Below are 14666 nucleotides of genomic sequence, written 5' to 3'. Positions count from 1 at the left end.
GACGAGCCTTCGCGGCAACTTCGCCCCGAGCCGGAATTGTCCTGAGCCCACTGCAGCGCGGCAGCGCCGACCGTGAAAACCTCGCAAGCCTTCTTTCGACGTCCCGGACGATTGCCCTTGCGGGGGGTGGCCGCGGCACTGTGCGCTGCGGGCCTGTCCGCGGCGCACGGCTATACGGTCGACATCACCCCCGGCGCCCAAGCGCTCTTCCTGCAGGTCGGCGCGGGAACGATGACGGGCGGCAACTTCAACAACGGCGGCACGCCCGGCAACAACACGACCGTCAACACCGCCTCGGTCACAGTGCCGAGCGGCCAGATCGGCTCCGGCGCCGCGCAGAACATGACGACCGACAACACGGTCACGGCAAGTGCGTGGGATGGCCGCGCCTTCTGCACCTCGCCTGCCACGACCGGGCAGGTGTACGTCGGCGGCTTTTATCGGCGGCCGGGAAACGGCAGCGGCGGCAGCGACGCGACCCTGAGTGTCAGCACGCCTGCGGCCCTGATCAACGCCAGCGGCGCCACCCTCGCTTTCAACAACATCGCGTGGACCTCGTCGGGCAATGGAGACGCCACGCCGAGCCTGCCGAGCGGCGCGTTCACGGGTGGCGCGCAGACCCTGCTCACGGTCACGCGCAATACGTGGTTCGAGAGCTGCCTGGCCTTCCGTTACCTGAACACCGCGCTCGTGCCCGCGGGCACCTTCACCGGGCGTGCAACTTTCACGCTGAGCGCACCATGAAATTCGGCCATCTTCACTGGCCGCTTGCCGCCCTCGTGGTCGCCGCGCTGCCCGCCACAGCCCACGCCGCCACCTACCGGGTCGACGACACCGGCACCTACCTGAGCCAGCCCAGGACGCCGATGCGGTGGCGCCAGTTGGCGCCCGGGCGAGCCGGGGACAACACGGTCGACGGGCGCGTCACGGTTGCGTTGCGGCTCAACCTCTCGCCCTGGTTGAACCGCTCCGCACGACTCTACATGGGCCTGGCACCGACCTTGGACGAAAAGATGACCGCCACCTGGCGCACGCAGGGCCGGCTGCTCCCCGGCACCGTGCGCGGCGGCGGCCGCACCCTGGTGTTCGAGGGGGTCGTGCGCGAGCCCTTCCTGCAGGAAAGCATCGCGCTCGACCTCACGGCCGACGGGCGTGCGGTCGAGCGCGCGCAATCGCTCCAGTTCTTCTTCGAGATCGAGGTCACGCCTTGACACGCCTTACCGCCTTCCGCATCGCCGCCGCCTTTGCCGCATGGGTGGCGGTCGTCCTTCCTGCCCAGGCCCAGTTTTCGCTGGCCGTCTCGCCGCCGCGCTTCGAGCTGTCCGTCAAGCCTGGCGATCGGGTAGGCGAAGTGCTCGAGCTGACGCACCGCGACGAGCGCGCCGCTGCCTACAGGCTCAAGACTGCTGACTGGACATTGCGTCCCGATGGCTCGGTCGACTTCAGCGACGAACTGCTGCCCGGCAGCTGCCGCCCCTGGGTTGCGATCGAACGTCGCGAGCTCAGCATCACGCCCGGGCGGCCCTACCGCTTCCGCTTCCAGGTGACGCCGCCGGCCGACACGCCGCCGATGGAGTGCCGCTTCGCCGTGATGATCGAAGGCCAGCAGCCCACCGCGGCGCCAGGCATGCCGATTGCGCTGGGCGCGCGAATCGGGGTCATCGTGTATGTCGCCGTAGGGGAGGTGGCGCCAGTGCTGGAACTGGCAGGCACCACCGTCAAGACCGTCGACGGCCGCCCCACGCCCGTGCTCAAGGTGCGCAACACCGGCAACGCGCACGGCCGCCTCGCGGGCTTCCTCGGCGGCAAGGACGCCGACGGCACCGCGCTCGAGCTGCAGGCCGCCACAACACCCGTCATGGCGGGCGAGACACGCGAAGTCACACTGGTCGCGACCAAGCCCGGTGACACCGAGACGGCCGTCGCGATCCGCTACCCGCTCGCCGTCAGCGGCAAGTTGGAATGGGGCCGCAAGGGTTCGATGGCCATCGAGCAGCGATTCGCGCCGTGACACGAATGCTCGCGCGCCACGCCCTCCGACTGTGCTGGGCGGGCGCGGCCCTGGCCGGCGCGGCTGCATGGGCGCAATCGGCGTCACCGGCTGGGGCATCAGCCGCCGCCGAGTACGTCGACCGCGTGCTCGACGACAGTCCTCAGGCGGTGAACGGCGACGACGCGGCGAGTCCCCGCGAAGCCGGCTGGCCGCGCGACTGGAGCGTGGAAGGGCAGTCGACCCGGCAGAGCGGCGTGGTGCACCAGGGCAGCCAGTCGCTGCTGTTTTCCGGCCACCTCGACACGCCCGATCACGGCACCCTCTCGGCCAACTTCAACCTGAACCGCGACAGCGCACCGGTCTCCGGCCTCGGCTTCTTCGGCAGCACGGGCACGCCTGCGACGGTCGTGCCCTACAGCTATCGCACCGGCAGCACCTGGCGCATCGACCAGCGCGGCATGCCCTTCGACGGGGGCTGGCTCGGCAACAACAGCGTCGGCAACATCAACATGGGGAGCACACCGCTGGCGCGCGGCGTCGGCCGGGTCTACCTCCCGAGCCTGCCGATCGAGGGCGCCGCCGCCACGCTGGAGCAGCCGGGGCGCACCAGCTTCAATGCCTCGGCCGGCCGACTGGGGTACTTCGACGGGCTGAACTTCCAGGGCTTCACCACCGGGCGCGGCAGCGCTGCAGGAATGGGCGCGCAAACCTCGCTGGTCGACGGCACAGGCCCGATGGCGGTCGGCCGGGTCGATGCGGCGGTGCAGATGGTCGAGACACGCGACGTCAACCAGAACGGGGTGCCCGGCTACGCGCAGAACACGCGTTCGCTCTGGAGCGCCTTGGCGTGGCAGGGGCTGGCGCCCTGGGCCGACGCCCTGGGCAGCGGCTTCGGCGGCATCGCCGACAAGGTGGGCGGCATGCGCATCCAGGCCAACCTTGCGCGCAGCGAGGGCCGGCCTTCGGATGCCGGCTCGCTGGCGCCGCGGGATTCGGCCACGGGCGCCTGGGTCGACGCGGCCTGGCGCAGCGAGCTGATGCAGCAGGGCGCCTCGGTTTTCTATTTCGAGCCCTTGCTGCGCTGGGGCAGCGACTCGCTGCCGAACGACCTGCGCGGCGCTTCCTGGCGCGGCGACATCGCGACGCGGCAATGGCAACTGGGTGGCAATGTCGAGTTCAGCGACAGCGTCAGTGGCCAGCGGCGCAGCTCAGTCTTCGGCAATCTCTTCGGCCGCTGGCGCTTCGATTCGCGCGACGCGGTCTCCGCCACCTTGGCCGCGCGCAGCGGCACCTTCGCCGCACAGTCGATGCAGCTCACGTGGGAGCACAAGTCCGACTGGGGCTACACGCAGTGGCGCACCGATGTCGCCCACGGCACCGACCTGCGCGTGCTGCGCACCGGCTTCGACCATGCCTGGAGCGTGGGCGAAACGCAGTCGCTGTCAACCTCCCTGGCCCTGGAGCATTCGCGCGAACAAGGAATCGACCGGCGCACGGCGTACTGGGGCCTGCTCGGCACGACGCCACTGCCGGCCGGTGCGCGCCTGGACCTCAGCCTGCGCGGCAGCAACGGCGCGGGCGAGATCAGCGCGCGCTTCCTGAGCGCCAACGCGCGCGTGAGCTGGCCACTGGGACTGGGGTGGTCTTTCATCGCCCAGTACACCGCGGCGCATGGGCAGGAATCACTCAATCCGGCCGTGATCTCGGCGCTCTCCGCTGCGACGCAGGCGCCGGTTCTGACCACGCCTTCGAGCCGCAGCTTCATGGTCGCGCTTCGCTACGAGAGCCGCAGCGGGCTGGCCAGTGCACCGATCGGCGGCACGCCGGGCAGTGGCGCGGGCCGGGTCGAAGGCCATGTGTTTTTCGACCAGGACGGCAACGGCCGCCGCGAAGCCAGCGAGGGAGGCGTCGCCAACATGACGGTGGTGCTGGACCGCCGCTACGTGGCGCGCACCGATGCACAAGGCTTCTACAGCTTTCCGCAAGTGGTGGCAGGCTCCCATGAGATCGAACTGGTTCAGGACAACCTGCCCCTGCCGTGGAGCAGCGCCGGCGCTCCCTCGCGTCGCATAGAGGTGCGTGTGCGCGATACCGCGACGGCAGACTACCCGGTGCAGAAAGAGCGTTGAGCGCTCGGTAACGCGGCGGGCCGCGCGCCTCCAATCCGCGCAAGCGAACTTTCGGCTGATTGCGCAGGACTCTCCCGTCGGATTTACTCCGGCCAGGTACACGGCCATGCCGGCCGTGAGGCTTCAAGTTGGAGGTGTCGCTGCCGATATGCGAAGACCGGGCGTGATTGTGACGCCCACCTTCTTCGCCGCCTCGGTGCCGTCCCTGTCCGCCAGCGTTTTGTCCAAGGGGTTTGCATGAACCGCGCCCTGATTGCCCTGCTCCTGTTGCCGCTGGCCTGCGTGGCGGAAACGCGGGTGGGCGCCGACAGCGCGACGGCCCGGCTGGGCTTCACGGTCATCGTGCCGCCGGTATTCCGGGTCCTGAAGGTGACGCCCGCAGCGGGCGGCTTCGAGTACCGCGTGTGGACCAACCAACGCTCCGTGGTGCTCAACGGCCAGGAATATCGCTTCAACCAGGTGGGCGAAAGCGCGCTGAAAGTGCCCTGGGCGCCGTCAGCGCTCCATGTGGTGCACGGGCTGTAACGAGCAGGCTGCGCCGCTCACTTCAGGCGCGCGCCACCGACAGCAGACCGTCGATGGCATGGACGACGCCCTGCCGCGCCTCGACAGTGGGCGTACCTTCGGTCAGCATCTTGCGGATCAGGCCGAGGGTGTTGAGGAGCTCGGCCTCCATGTCCGTGAGCAGCGGGATCACCTCGTATCGCGGGTACTGGCCGCGCGCGCCCAGCGGACGGCCCGGGCCGGACAGATCCACGTTGTAGCCTTCGCAAATTGCTTCGGTTTGGGTCTTCATGGTCTCAGTTTGCCGAATTCCGCACGCGGCGGGGATTGCCGACGCTTCAGCTCAGCTGAGCTGCATCAATTCCGACAGTCGCCGGCTGACGGCCTGCATCTTCGTGGTCTTTTCGCGGCCACGACGCTGGGCCAGCTGCTCGAGCGCCATCGCGACGGACTCGGCGCCTGCATCACCGTCCTCGGAGCGGCGGCGCCACTTCTGCGCCAGCGCAGAAAGCTGCTCGCTGCTGAGACGCTTGGGTGGGGAGTCGAGCTCGGATCCGGCCGGCAACCGGCGTCCACCCGCCGGCGGAAGCGTCGCGCGCAACAGACGAAGAAGGCCGTTGGACGACCACTGGGTGCGGGTGCTGGTGTTAACTTGCATGTAATACATTGTGCCTAGTTAAACACAAAGTAACAAGCGATTTTTTACTACTTTCGCCTGCATCAGTTATCGCTCAGGCAGGCAGATAGACCCTCGCGACCAAACCGGTGCTGCCTCCCTCGTGCTCGCTGCGGTTGCTCAGCGCGATGCGCAGCCCATGCCGCAGTGCCGCCGTGCGGGCGATCGCGAGGCCGAGCCCACTGCCGCCGGCCGAGGTCCCGGGCACGCGGAAGAAGCGGTCGAACACGCGGGGCATGAACTCCGGCGGAATGCCGGGCCCGTTGTCCACCACGTCCACCACCGGCCGGCCCTGCACCTCGTGCAGGCGCACGTCGACCACTCCGCCTTCTGGGGAGTGGCGCAGCGCGTTGTCGATCAGGTTGTCGAAAACGCTGCGCAGCTCGGCGGCCGGCGCCCTCACCACGGGCCTCACGCTGCCGTCGAAGCCGACGTCGATGCCGCGCCGGTCCGCGACCACCATCAATTGACCCAGGCTTTCGCGCAACAGCGCGTCGACATCGACCGGCGCCGCGTTCGAAGCCCCTGCGGCGCTTTCCTGGCGCGACAGCCGCAGCAGTTGCTCGATCAGGTGCTGCGCCCGGGTGACGCCGGCTTCCAGCTGCGCGAATCGCTCGGCAGCGTCGCCCGCAGGCACGTGGGCGCGCAGGTTTTCCAGCTGCAGGCCGATGGCAGCCACCGGCGTGCGCAACTCGTGTGCCGCATCCTGCACGAAGCGGCGCTGGGCGGCAAAGGCGTCGCGCAGGCGCGCCAGCAGGCTGTTGAAAGCGCTGACCAGGGGCGCGATCTCGTCGGGGACGCGCGCCAGGGAGAGCTGCGAGAGGCTGCGCTCGTCCTGGGCGGCCACTTCGCGCGCCACTGCGTGCAGTGAATAGGAGCTGAGCCACACCACCAGCCACAGCACCGCCAGCGAAACCGGCAGCAGCAGCGCGATGGGCAATGCCGCGAAAAGCGCCCGGTGCGCGACTTCGTGGCGCAGGAAGCTGCCGCTCTGCGCGATCTGCACGCGAGGCTGGCTGGGCCGCGCCCCGCCTTCCGCGGTGTAGACACGCCAGTCGTCGTCGCGGTCGGCGCCGGTGCGCACGTTGCGCAGTCCGGGCGCGGCCTGCAGCGGCACCGCGAGCCGGGGCCAGGAGCTCGCGAGCAGGCGGCCGTCGGGGCTCCAGATCTGGACCACGAAGGCTCCCCACTTGAAGACGCTTTCGTCCGCCTGCGGCTGCAGGACCGGCGCGTTGTCGTTCGCCGCGTAGGAGTTGGCCAGCAGCTGCATCTGGTCGTCCATGAAGGTGTGGACCATGCGCCCGTAGCTCATGTAGGAGGCCCAGGCCGCGACGCCGGCCGCGACCAGGTGCAGGGAAACCAGCCACAGCAGCAGCTTGCCCCGAAGTGAGCAGGGCATGTACCACGGCCGCGGGTAGTGCATTTCTTTCTTCATGCCGCCGCCACCCGCCAGCCGAGGCCTCGCACGTTGCGGATGGCGTCGGGCCCGAGCTTGCGCCGCATGCCATGGATCAGCACGTCGACCGCGTTGCTGGTGACTTCCTCGCCCCAGCCGTAGATACGGTTCTCGAGCTGCTCGCGCGACAGGATGGCGCCTGGGCGCTCCAGGAGCGCATGCAGCAACGCGAACTCGCGCGCCGTCAGGGCGTCGCGCTCGCCGTTGCGCAGCACCTCGCGCGTGGTCAGGTCCAGCTGCAGGTGGTTGCCGCCGATCACCGAATGCGCGGCGCCGTCGCGGCGGCGGATCACGGCGCGCATGCGCGCCAGGAGCTCGCGGAATTCGAAGGGCTTGAGCAGGTAGTCGTCGGCGCCGAGGTCCAGGCCCTGGATGCGATCCTCCAGGCCGTCGCGCGCGGTGAGCACCAGCACCGGCGTGGTGTCGCCCCGCTCGCGCGCCCTGCGCAGCACCTGGGTGCCGTCCTGTTTGGGCAAGCCGAGGTCGAGCAGCACGCAGGTGTAGCCGCCATCGGCGAAGGCGCTCTGCGCCAGCGCGCCATCGCGCACCCAGTCGACCGACCAGCCGGCGCCTTCGAGCGCATGCCGCAGGCTGCTCCCGATCATCTCGTCGTCTTCTACCAGCAGCGTGCGCACTCAGCCTCCTTTTTGGCGAAGGAGTGGAGGCTACACGGGGATTCTTAGCGTGTCATGAGGCGCTTTTCGGGGGTGTCGGAGCGCGTATTCGAAGTGAAGCGCCTGCTGCCTGTCGCTGTCTTGTTCCCTCTCCCTCCGGGCGAGGGGCAGGGAGAGGGCACTTAGAACCGTTCCTGCGCCCCGAGGTAGCGCCACTGTCCCACCGGCAAGTGCCCCAGCACCACGCCGCCGATGCGGATTCGCTTCAGGCCCACCACCTTGAGCCCGACCAGCTCGCACATGCGCCGTATCTGCCGCTTCTTCCCCTCGGTCAGCACGAAGCGCAGCTGCTCGGGGTTCTGCCAGTCGACCAGCGCCGGCTTGAGCGGCTGGCCGTCTAGGCTCAGGCCGTGGCGCAGGCGCTGCAGCTGATCGCGCGGGAAGGCAGCCTGCGGGTTCTGCGCCACCTCGCCGTAGCTCACGCGCACCAGGTATTCCTTCTCCATGCGCGAGTCTTCGCCGATCAGCTGGCGCGCCACACGGCCGTCCTGCGTCAGTACCAGCAGGCCCACCGAATCGATGTCGAGCCGGCCGGCCGGCGCCAGGCCGCGCAATTGGGGCGGCGAGAAGCGCAGGCGGCTCGGGTCCTCTCGCCAATGCGTGCGCGGGTTGATCAGCACCACGGCCGGCTCGTGGCCGTCCTCGGCCTGGCCGCTGACGTAGCCCATGGGTTTGTGCAGCAGGATGGTGACCTGTTGTTGCTGCTGGTTCTGCGCCTTGCGGTCGACCTCGATGCGGTCGGCAGGCCCGACCTTGACGCCCATCTCCGCGACCCGGCCGTTGACCTTGACCCACCCCTGCGCGATCCAGTCGTCGGCCTCGCGGCGCGAGCACAGGCCGAGCTCCGCCATGCGCTTGTTGAGTCGGATCGTATCGGGGGTGTCGGACATGGAACGTGGAGGCCTTGGACGCGGCGCGCCATTGTCTGCCATTCGGTGGTAGCCGACGCCCGGCAGGGCGAGCGAGGTCTCACGGACAGCCTTCATCGTGGAAACTGCCACGCGCCTCAAGGCACCAGGCGATAGCCGACGGCGGTCTCGGTCAGCAGGTGCCGGGGCTGCGCCGGGTCGGCCTCCAGCTTCTGCCTCAGATGCCCCATGTAGATACGCAGATAGTGGCTCTGCCCGGCATGCGAGGGGCCCCACACCTCTCGCAGCAACTGGCGCTGCGTGAGCACGCGGCCGGCATTGGCGACCAGCACCGAGAGCAGCCGGTACTCGGTCGGCGTCAGGTGCACTTCGGCACCGGCGCGCCGCACCAGGCGTGCCGTGCGGTCGACCTCGACCTCGCCGAACCGGAACACCGGCTCGGCCTCTTCGCTGCCGTTGGCCGTGCGTGGCCGCCGCAGGTTGGCACGAACGCGGGCCAGCAGTTCGCCGGTCCCGAAGGGCTTCGTCAGGTAGTCGTCGGCGCCGGCATCGAGCGCCGCGATCTTGTCGGCCTCGTCGGTACGCGCCGAAAGCACGATGATCGGCACGCCCGACCACCCCCGCACGTCGCGGATCAAGCCGACGCCGTCGCCGTCGGGCAGGCCGAGATCCAGCACCACCAGGTCGGGCTGCCGCGTCCCGGCCGCCGCCAGGCCGTCGCGCAGCGTTCCTGCTTCGTGCACCTGCCAGCCCTCGGCTTCCAGCGCGCCACGCACGAAGCGCCGGATCTGGGGCTCGTCCTCGATCACGATGGCGGTGGGTGCTGACATGGGGATTCAGTCGTCTAGAGGTTCCGCTGGCTCGGGCGGATCGCGCCTGGGCAGGGTGACCGTGAATTCTGCCCCGCCGTCGACCGCACTGGCGGCCGTGATCTCGCCGCCGTGCGCGCTGACCACGGCCTTGCAGATGGCCAGCCCCAGCCCGACGCCGGGCGTGGCGGACTCGGTCTGGCCGCGAGTGAACTTGTCGAACAGCGTCTGTTCGCGCCCCTTGAGCGCCGCTGGCAGGCCCGGCCCGTGGTCGCGCACGCTCAGCACCAGCGAGCGCTCGGTGGCGCGCGCGCTGATCACCACCGGCGCGGCGCCGTACTTGCCGGCGTTCTCCAGCAGATTGACCAGCACGCGTTCGATCAGCACGGCATCGACCTCGACCAGGGGCAGCTGGGGCGGCAGATCGGTCTGCACCGCCATCTCGCCGAGCGCGGGCCGCGCGGCGCGGATGGCCGCGCCCACCACCTCTTCGACCGACTGCCATTCGCGCCGCAGCTGGACCGCGCCGCCCGCGATGCCGCTTTCGAGCCGCGCCATGTCCAACAGGTTGTTGACCAGCGCATGCAGCTGGTGCGCCTGCGCGGCGATGGCCCGCGCTACCGCGGGCCCGTCGACCCCGGCCGCGCCGGGCGGTGCCTGCAGCGATTCGGCCAACGCGATCAGCGCGGTCAACGGCGTGCGCACGTCATGCGAGATCGCGCCGAGCAAGGCGTTGCGCAGCCGCTCCGATTCCATCTCGACCACCGCCTGCTGGGCCACGTCGACGTAGTGCACCCGCTCCAGCGCGATCGCGATCTGCCGCGCCAGCGTGTCGAGCTGCTGCGCCTGCTCCGGGATCATCAGCCAGCGCGGCTGCGCCGGCTCCAGCGCCAGCACGCCGCGCACCCGCATCGGCGCCTTGAGGGGCACGTAGTGCCAGGGCTGGGCCGCCAGCGTGGCGGTGGCGAGCCCGGCCGGCTGGCCGTGGCGGAAGGTCCAGTCGGCGACGCCGGGGTCGAAGCCGGGCGGCAGCGCGGGAGGCATCACCAGGCGATCGCCGGCATCGGTCACCAGCACCAGCGCGCGGCCGCCGAAATGGCCTTGCACCGCAGCCGCGCCCAGCTGCACGACCTGCGAGGTCTCGAGGGCGGCCGACAGCTCGCGCGTCAGCTCGAACAGCGACTGCGCCCGCCGCGCGCGGCTGGTCGAGACGCCGGCCGCGAAGCGCAAGCCGGCGGTCAGCTGGCCGACCAGCAGGCCCACGCCCAGCATGACCGCGAAGGTCACGAGGTACTGCACATCGCTGACCGCGAAGGAGAGACGCGGCGAGACGAAGAAGAAATCGAAGGCCGCGACGTTGAGCAGCGCCGCGAAGGCGGCCGGCCCGCGGCCGAAGCGCATCGCGACGCCGACCACGCCGAGCAGGAACAGCATCACGATGTTGGCCAGCTCCAGCACGCCCGCCAGCGGCGTGGCCAGCAGGGTGACGGCGACGCTGCTGGCCGCGGCCCACGCATAGCCGGGCCAGCGCGCCTGCGGGCGGTCGCCGTCCTCCACGCCCGGGTCGCCGCGCCCGCCGGCGCGCGGCCGGGCGAGGCGGCGCGAACTGTCCGCGCGCGCCGCTTCGACGATGTCGATGCCCGGCGCGTGGCGTGCGAGCTCGCGCGTCAGCATGCGCTGCGGCCACCAACGCCGCCAGCCCTGCTCCGGCTCCGGCCGCCCCACCACCAGCGTGGCGCAGTTGAGGCGCCGGGCCTGGGCGGAGAGCGCGCGGGCCACGTTCTCGCCGGTCAGCACCGCGGTCTCCGCGCCCAGTTCTTCCGCGAGCTGGAGCACCGCCAGGATGCGGTCGCGCCGCGGCGCATCCAGCCGCTGGAGGCGCGGCGTCTCGACGTAGGCCGCATGCCATCGCACGTTGAGCTGCCCCGCCAGGCGCGCCGCGGTACGCACCGTCTGGCCCGCGCCCTCGTGCGGGCCCACGCAGGCGAGGATCGCGCCGGAGGTGTTCCAGGCCGGCGGCCCGGCCCCGCCCCCGCGCCCGGACTGCTCGATGCGCCAGCCCCGCACGTCGTCCTCCACATGCTCGGCGGTGCGCCGCAGCGCGATCTCGCGCAGCGCGATGAGGTTGCCCTTGCGGAAGAAGTTCTGCGCCGCCCGCTCGGCCTGCTGCGGCAGGTAGACCTTGCCGGCCGCGAGTCGCGCCGTGAGCTCGTCGGGCGTGACGTCAACCAGCACCACCTCGTCGGCCTCGTCGAGCACCGTGTCGGGCACGGTCTCGTGCACGCGCACGCCGGTGATCGCGCCCACCGTGCCGTTGAGGCTTTCCAGGTGCTGCACGTTGAGCGCCGACCAGACCTCGATGCCGGCGGCCTGCAGCTCCTGCACATCCTGCCAGCGCTTGGCGTGGCGCGAGCCGGGCGCGTTGGAATGCGCGAGTTCGTCGACCAGCAGCACCGCGGGCTTGCGCGCCAGCGCACAATCGAGGTCGAACTCGGCCAGGGTGCGACCGCGATAGGACACGTCGCGCAGCGGCAAGGTCTCCAGGCCGGCCAGCAGCGCCGCGGTCTCGCTGCGACCATGCGTCTCCACCACCCCGACCACCACCTCGCGGCCGCTTGCGCGCTCGCGCTGCGCGGCGCTCAGCATGGCCCAGGTCTTGCCGACACCCGCACTGGCGCCGAAGTAGATGCGCAGCTTGCCGCGCCGGGCCAGCGCCTCCTGCGCGCGCAGCTCCGCCAGCAGCGCGTCGGGGTCGGGGCGGGCGGCGTCATTCATGAAAGCGGGCACGCCGCAGGTTATCGCACCCTCGTCACCGCGACGCGCCATCCAGCGCCAGGTTGAGCGCGAGCACGTTCACGCGCGGCTCGCCGATGAGGCCGAGCCAGCGGCCTTCGATGTGATCGTCGACGAGTTGCTCGACACGGCCGAGCGGCAGCTTGCGCGAGCGCGCCACGCGTGCCGCCTGGTAGCGGGCCGCGGCCGGGCTGATGTGCGGGTCGAGCCCGCTGGCCGACGCGGTGACGAGGTCCACCGGCACCGGCTGCGTGTTGCCGGGATCGGCCGCGCGCAACGCGTCGATCCGGCTCTTGACCGCATCGGCGAGCGCGGGGTTCAGCGGCCCCTGGTTGGAGCCACCGGATGCGCCGGCGTTGTAGGGCATGGGCGCGGTGGCCGAGGGCCGGCCCCAGAAGTGCGCCGGATCGGTGAAGTTCTGGCCGATCAGCGAAGAACCCACCGGCTTGCCGCCGCGCAGCACCAGGCTGCCCTCGGCTTGCGCCGGGAACAGCGCCCGGGCGGCGCCGGTCACGGCCAGCGGATAGAGCAGCCCGGTCAGCGCGCTGAGCAGCACGAAGATGAGGAGCGTGGGACGAAGGATCTTGAACATGGGATTGGCTTTCTTCAGACCAGGCCGACCGCGACCAGCAGCCAGTCGATGAGCTTGATGCCGACGAAGGGCACGACCAGGCCGCCCAGGCCGTAGATGGCCAGGTTGCGCCGCAGCAGCGCGGCGGCCCCCACCGGCCGGAAGCGCACGCCCTTCAGCGCGAGCGGGATCAGGAACACGATGATCAGTGCGTTGAAGATCACCGCCGACAGGATGGCCGACGAAGGGCTCGCCAGCCGCATCACATTGAGCGCCGCGAGCTGAGGGTAGGTCGACACGAAGATCGCCGGGATGATGGCGAAGTACTTCGCCACGTCGTTGGCGATCGAGAACGTGGTGAGCGAACCGCGGGTCATGAGCAGGGCCTTGCCGGTCTCCACCACCTCCAGCAGCTTGGTCGGGTTGGAGTCGAGGTCCACCATGTTGCCGGCCTCCTTCGCGGCCTGCGTGCCGGTGCCCATGGCCACCGCCACGTCGGCCTGGGCGAGCGCGGGCGCGTCGTTGGTGCCGTCGCCGGTCATGGCGACCAGCCGGCCTTCGGACTGGTACTTGCGGATCAGCGCCAGCTTGTCCTCGGGCGTGGCCTCGGCCAGGAAGTCGTCCACGCCGGCCTCGGCCGCGATGGCGGCGGCGGTGAGCTTGTTGTCGCCGGTGATCATCACCGTGCGGATACCCATGCGGCGCAACTCGGCGAAGCGCTCGCGGATGTCGGTCTTGACGATGTCCTTGAGCTCGACGATGCCGAGCACCTGCGTGCCCTGCGCCACTCCCAGCGGCGTGCTGCCGCGGCGCGCGACCTCGTCGGCAGCGCGCAGCAGTTCGGCCGGCATCGCGCCGCCGAGCGCCTCGACGTGGCGGCGCACGGCATCGACCGCGCCCTTGCGAAGCGGCACGGGGTCGGTATCGAGGGTGTTGGGCGCGGCGGGCAGGTCCACGCCGCTCATGCGCGTCTGCGCGGTGAAGGGGACGAAGCGCGTGCCTTCGGCTGCCGGCTCCTCGACGCCGCCGCGGCGGGCCAGCTCGACGATGCTGCGGCCCTCGGGCGTCTCATCGGCCAGCGAGGCCAGCAGCGCGGCGCGCGCCAGGCGCTGCTGCGCCACGCCGGGCGCCGGCAGGAAGGCGCTGGCCTGGCGGTTGCCGAGCGTGATGGTGCCGGTCTTGTCGAGCAGCAGCACGTCGACGTCGCCCGCCGCCTCCACCGCGCGGCCCGAGGTCGCGATCACGTTGGCCTGCATCATGCGGCTCATGCCGGCCACGCCCACGGCCGACAGCAGGCCGCCGATGGTGGTCGGGATCAGGCACACCAGCAGCGCCACCAGCGCCGTCAGCGACACCACCGTGCCCGCGTGCATCGCGCCCACGCTGAAGATGGAGTACGGCAGCAGCGTGACCGTGACCATGAGGAACACCAGCGTCAGCGCGACGAGCAGGATGGTCAGCGCGATCTCGTTGGGCGTCTTCTGGCGCTTGGCAGCCTCGACCATGCCGATCATGCGGTCGAGGAAGGACTCGCCGGGGTTGACGGTGATGCGCACGACCAGCCAGTCGGACAGCACGCGCGTGCCGCCGGTCACCGCCGAGAAGTCGCCGCCGGATTCGCGCACGACCGGCGCCGACTCGCCGGTGATGGCGCTTTCGTCCACCGAGGCCACGCCTTCGATCACCTCGCCGTCCAGCGGGATCACGTCATGCGCCTCGACCAGCACCACGTCACCGCGGCGCAGTTCCGGAGCCTGCAACGGCAGCCACTTGCCGCCGTGGTACGGCTCGACCATCTTCTTGGCCCAGGTGTCCTTGCGCAGGCCGCGCAGCGAGGCGGCCTGCGCCTTGCTGCGGCCTTCTGCCAGGGCCTCCGCGAAGTTGGCGAAGAGCACGGTGAACCACAGCCAGATCGAGATCGCCAGCACGAAGGCCGGCGCCATGCCGGTGTCGCCCGGAAAGCTCAGCGCATGCCCCCACAGCAGCGTCGTGAGGATGCTGCCGATGTAGACGATGAACATCACGGGGTTGCGCCACTGGACGCGCGGGTCCAGCTTGGCGACGGCGGCCCACAGCGCGGGGCGCACCAGGGAGGCATCCAACAGAGGAAGGGACGATTTCATTTGCATCTCGATTGCGGGCGAATCCAGGGGGTGGGCGGCTACACGAAGTGAGCCAACCTGGGAGAGAGC

At 70.5% G+C, this 14666-nt stretch carries 14 protein-coding genes; 5 read left to right on the top strand and 9 right to left on the bottom strand.

The genetic code is table 11. From position 1 onward, the window contains the following. Positions 1 to 72: 72 nt before the first annotated feature. From E5CHR_RS03355 to E5CHR_RS03335, 5 genes are all read left to right on the top strand, one after another. A complete protein-coding gene (locus tag E5CHR_RS03355; RefSeq protein ID WP_162578368.1) occupies positions 73 to 744 on the top strand; it encodes a hypothetical protein in 672 nt (223 codons plus the stop codon). After that, entirely contained in the window at positions 741 to 1211 is a 471-nt protein-coding gene (locus E5CHR_RS03350) for a hypothetical protein (protein ID WP_162578367.1), read from the top strand. Before E5CHR_RS03355 ends, E5CHR_RS03350 begins: the two co-directional genes overlap by 4 nt. Further along, positions 1208 to 2011 (top strand): hypothetical protein, encoded by an 804-nt coding sequence (locus E5CHR_RS03345; protein ID WP_162578366.1) that lies wholly within the window; start codon positions 1208 to 1210, stop codon positions 2009 to 2011. Before E5CHR_RS03350 ends, E5CHR_RS03345 begins: the two co-directional genes overlap by 4 nt. Next, the gene (locus E5CHR_RS03340; RefSeq protein WP_162578365.1) at positions 2008 to 4122 is read left to right on the top strand and encodes a hypothetical protein; all 2115 of its coding nucleotides are present in this window, start codon (positions 2008 to 2010) and stop codon (positions 4120 to 4122) included. Before E5CHR_RS03345 ends, E5CHR_RS03340 begins: the two co-directional genes overlap by 4 nt. 237 nt (positions 4123 to 4359) lie before the next feature. Next, positions 4360 to 4647: a hypothetical protein gene (locus E5CHR_RS03335; RefSeq protein ID WP_162578364.1), complete on the top strand. Its 288-nt coding sequence runs from the start codon at positions 4360 to 4362 to the stop codon at positions 4645 to 4647. Positions 4648 to 4669: 22 nt separating this feature from the next. Here the strand turns inward: E5CHR_RS03335 and E5CHR_RS03330 are convergent, their stop codons facing one another. From E5CHR_RS03330 to kdpB, 9 genes are all read right to left on the bottom strand, one after another. Then, a complete protein-coding gene (locus tag E5CHR_RS03330; protein ID WP_162578363.1) occupies positions 4670 to 4918 on the bottom strand; it encodes a hypothetical protein in 249 nt (82 codons plus the stop codon). A 51-nt stretch (positions 4919 to 4969) separates the two neighbouring features. Next, a complete protein-coding gene (locus E5CHR_RS03325) occupies positions 4970 to 5284 on the bottom strand; it encodes a hypothetical protein (RefSeq protein ID WP_162578362.1) in 315 nt (104 codons plus the stop codon). Positions 5285 to 5357: 73 nt separating this feature from the next. Further along, positions 5358 to 6737 carry a sensor histidine kinase gene (locus tag E5CHR_RS03320; RefSeq protein WP_232061937.1) on the bottom strand — a complete coding sequence of 460 codons (1380 nt, stop codon included), beginning with the start codon at positions 6735 to 6737 and terminating at the stop codon, positions 5358 to 5360. Next, the gene (locus E5CHR_RS03315; RefSeq protein WP_162578361.1) at positions 6734 to 7393 is read right to left on the bottom strand and encodes a response regulator; all 660 of its coding nucleotides are present in this window, start codon (positions 7391 to 7393) and stop codon (positions 6734 to 6736) included. The genes E5CHR_RS03320 and E5CHR_RS03315 overlap by 4 nt, the downstream gene beginning before the upstream one ends. Positions 7394 to 7554: 161 nt before the next feature. After that, complete coding sequence (locus E5CHR_RS03310; RefSeq protein ID WP_162578360.1) at positions 7555 to 8322, bottom strand: pseudouridine synthase; 768 nt, start codon at positions 8320 to 8322, stop codon at positions 7555 to 7557. Positions 8323 to 8438: 116 nt separating this feature from the next. After that, a complete protein-coding gene (kdpE, locus tag E5CHR_RS03305; RefSeq protein ID WP_162578359.1) occupies positions 8439 to 9131 on the bottom strand; it encodes a two-component system response regulator KdpE in 693 nt (230 codons plus the stop codon). 6 nt (positions 9132 to 9137) lie between these two features. Further along, positions 9138 to 11885 (bottom strand): DUF4118 domain-containing protein, encoded by a 2748-nt coding sequence (locus E5CHR_RS03300; RefSeq protein WP_162578358.1) that lies wholly within the window; start codon positions 11883 to 11885, stop codon positions 9138 to 9140. Between the two features lie 34 nt (positions 11886 to 11919). Further along, positions 11920 to 12495: a potassium-transporting ATPase subunit KdpC gene (gene kdpC / locus E5CHR_RS03295; RefSeq protein WP_162578357.1), complete on the bottom strand. Its 576-nt coding sequence runs from the start codon at positions 12493 to 12495 to the stop codon at positions 11920 to 11922. Positions 12496 to 12509: 14 nt separating this feature from the next. Then, positions 12510 to 14603 carry a potassium-transporting ATPase subunit KdpB gene (gene kdpB, locus E5CHR_RS03290; RefSeq protein WP_162578356.1) on the bottom strand — a complete coding sequence of 698 codons (2094 nt, stop codon included), beginning with the start codon at positions 14601 to 14603 and terminating at the stop codon, positions 12510 to 12512. Positions 14604 to 14666 lie beyond the last annotated feature (63 nt).

The sequence above is a fragment of the Variovorax sp. PBS-H4 genome (genome assembly GCF_901827205.1).
Lineage (GTDB): Bacteria > Pseudomonadota > Gammaproteobacteria > Burkholderiales > Burkholderiaceae_C > Variovorax.
Note: the sequence above shows the minus strand (reverse complement) of the source record. Positions and strands in the feature narration are given on the sequence as shown.

Bases quoted from the DNA above. Each gene is read 5' to 3' on its own strand.
- E5CHR_RS03335 (WP_162578364.1), top strand. From the start codon at position 4,360: ATGAACCGCGCCCTGATTGCCCTGCTCCTGTTGCCGCTGGCCTGCGTG.
- E5CHR_RS03325 (WP_162578362.1), bottom strand. From the start codon at position 5,284: ATGCAAGTTAACACCAGCACCCGCACCCAGTGGTCGTCCAACGGCCTT.
- E5CHR_RS03310 (WP_162578360.1), bottom strand. From the start codon at position 8,322: ATGTCCGACACCCCCGATACGATCCGACTCAACAAGCGCATGGCGGAG.
- kdpE (WP_162578359.1), bottom strand. From the start codon at position 9,131: ATGTCAGCACCCACCGCCATCGTGATCGAGGACGAGCCCCAGATCCGG.
- E5CHR_RS03330 (WP_162578363.1), bottom strand. From the start codon at position 4,918: ATGAAGACCCAAACCGAAGCAATTTGCGAAGGCTACAACGTGGATCTG.
- E5CHR_RS03350 (WP_162578367.1), top strand. From the start codon at position 741: ATGAAATTCGGCCATCTTCACTGGCCGCTTGCCGCCCTCGTGGTCGCC.
- kdpC (WP_162578357.1), bottom strand. From the start codon at position 12,495: ATGTTCAAGATCCTTCGTCCCACGCTCCTCATCTTCGTGCTGCTCAGC.
- E5CHR_RS03320 (WP_232061937.1), bottom strand. From the start codon at position 6,737: ATGAAGAAAGAAATGCACTACCCGCGGCCGTGGTACATGCCCTGCTCA.
- kdpB (WP_162578356.1), bottom strand. From the start codon at position 14,603: ATGCAAATGAAATCGTCCCTTCCTCTGTTGGATGCCTCCCTGGTGCGC.
- E5CHR_RS03300 (WP_162578358.1), bottom strand. From the start codon at position 11,885: ATGAATGACGCCGCCCGCCCCGACCCCGACGCGCTGCTGGCGGAGCTG.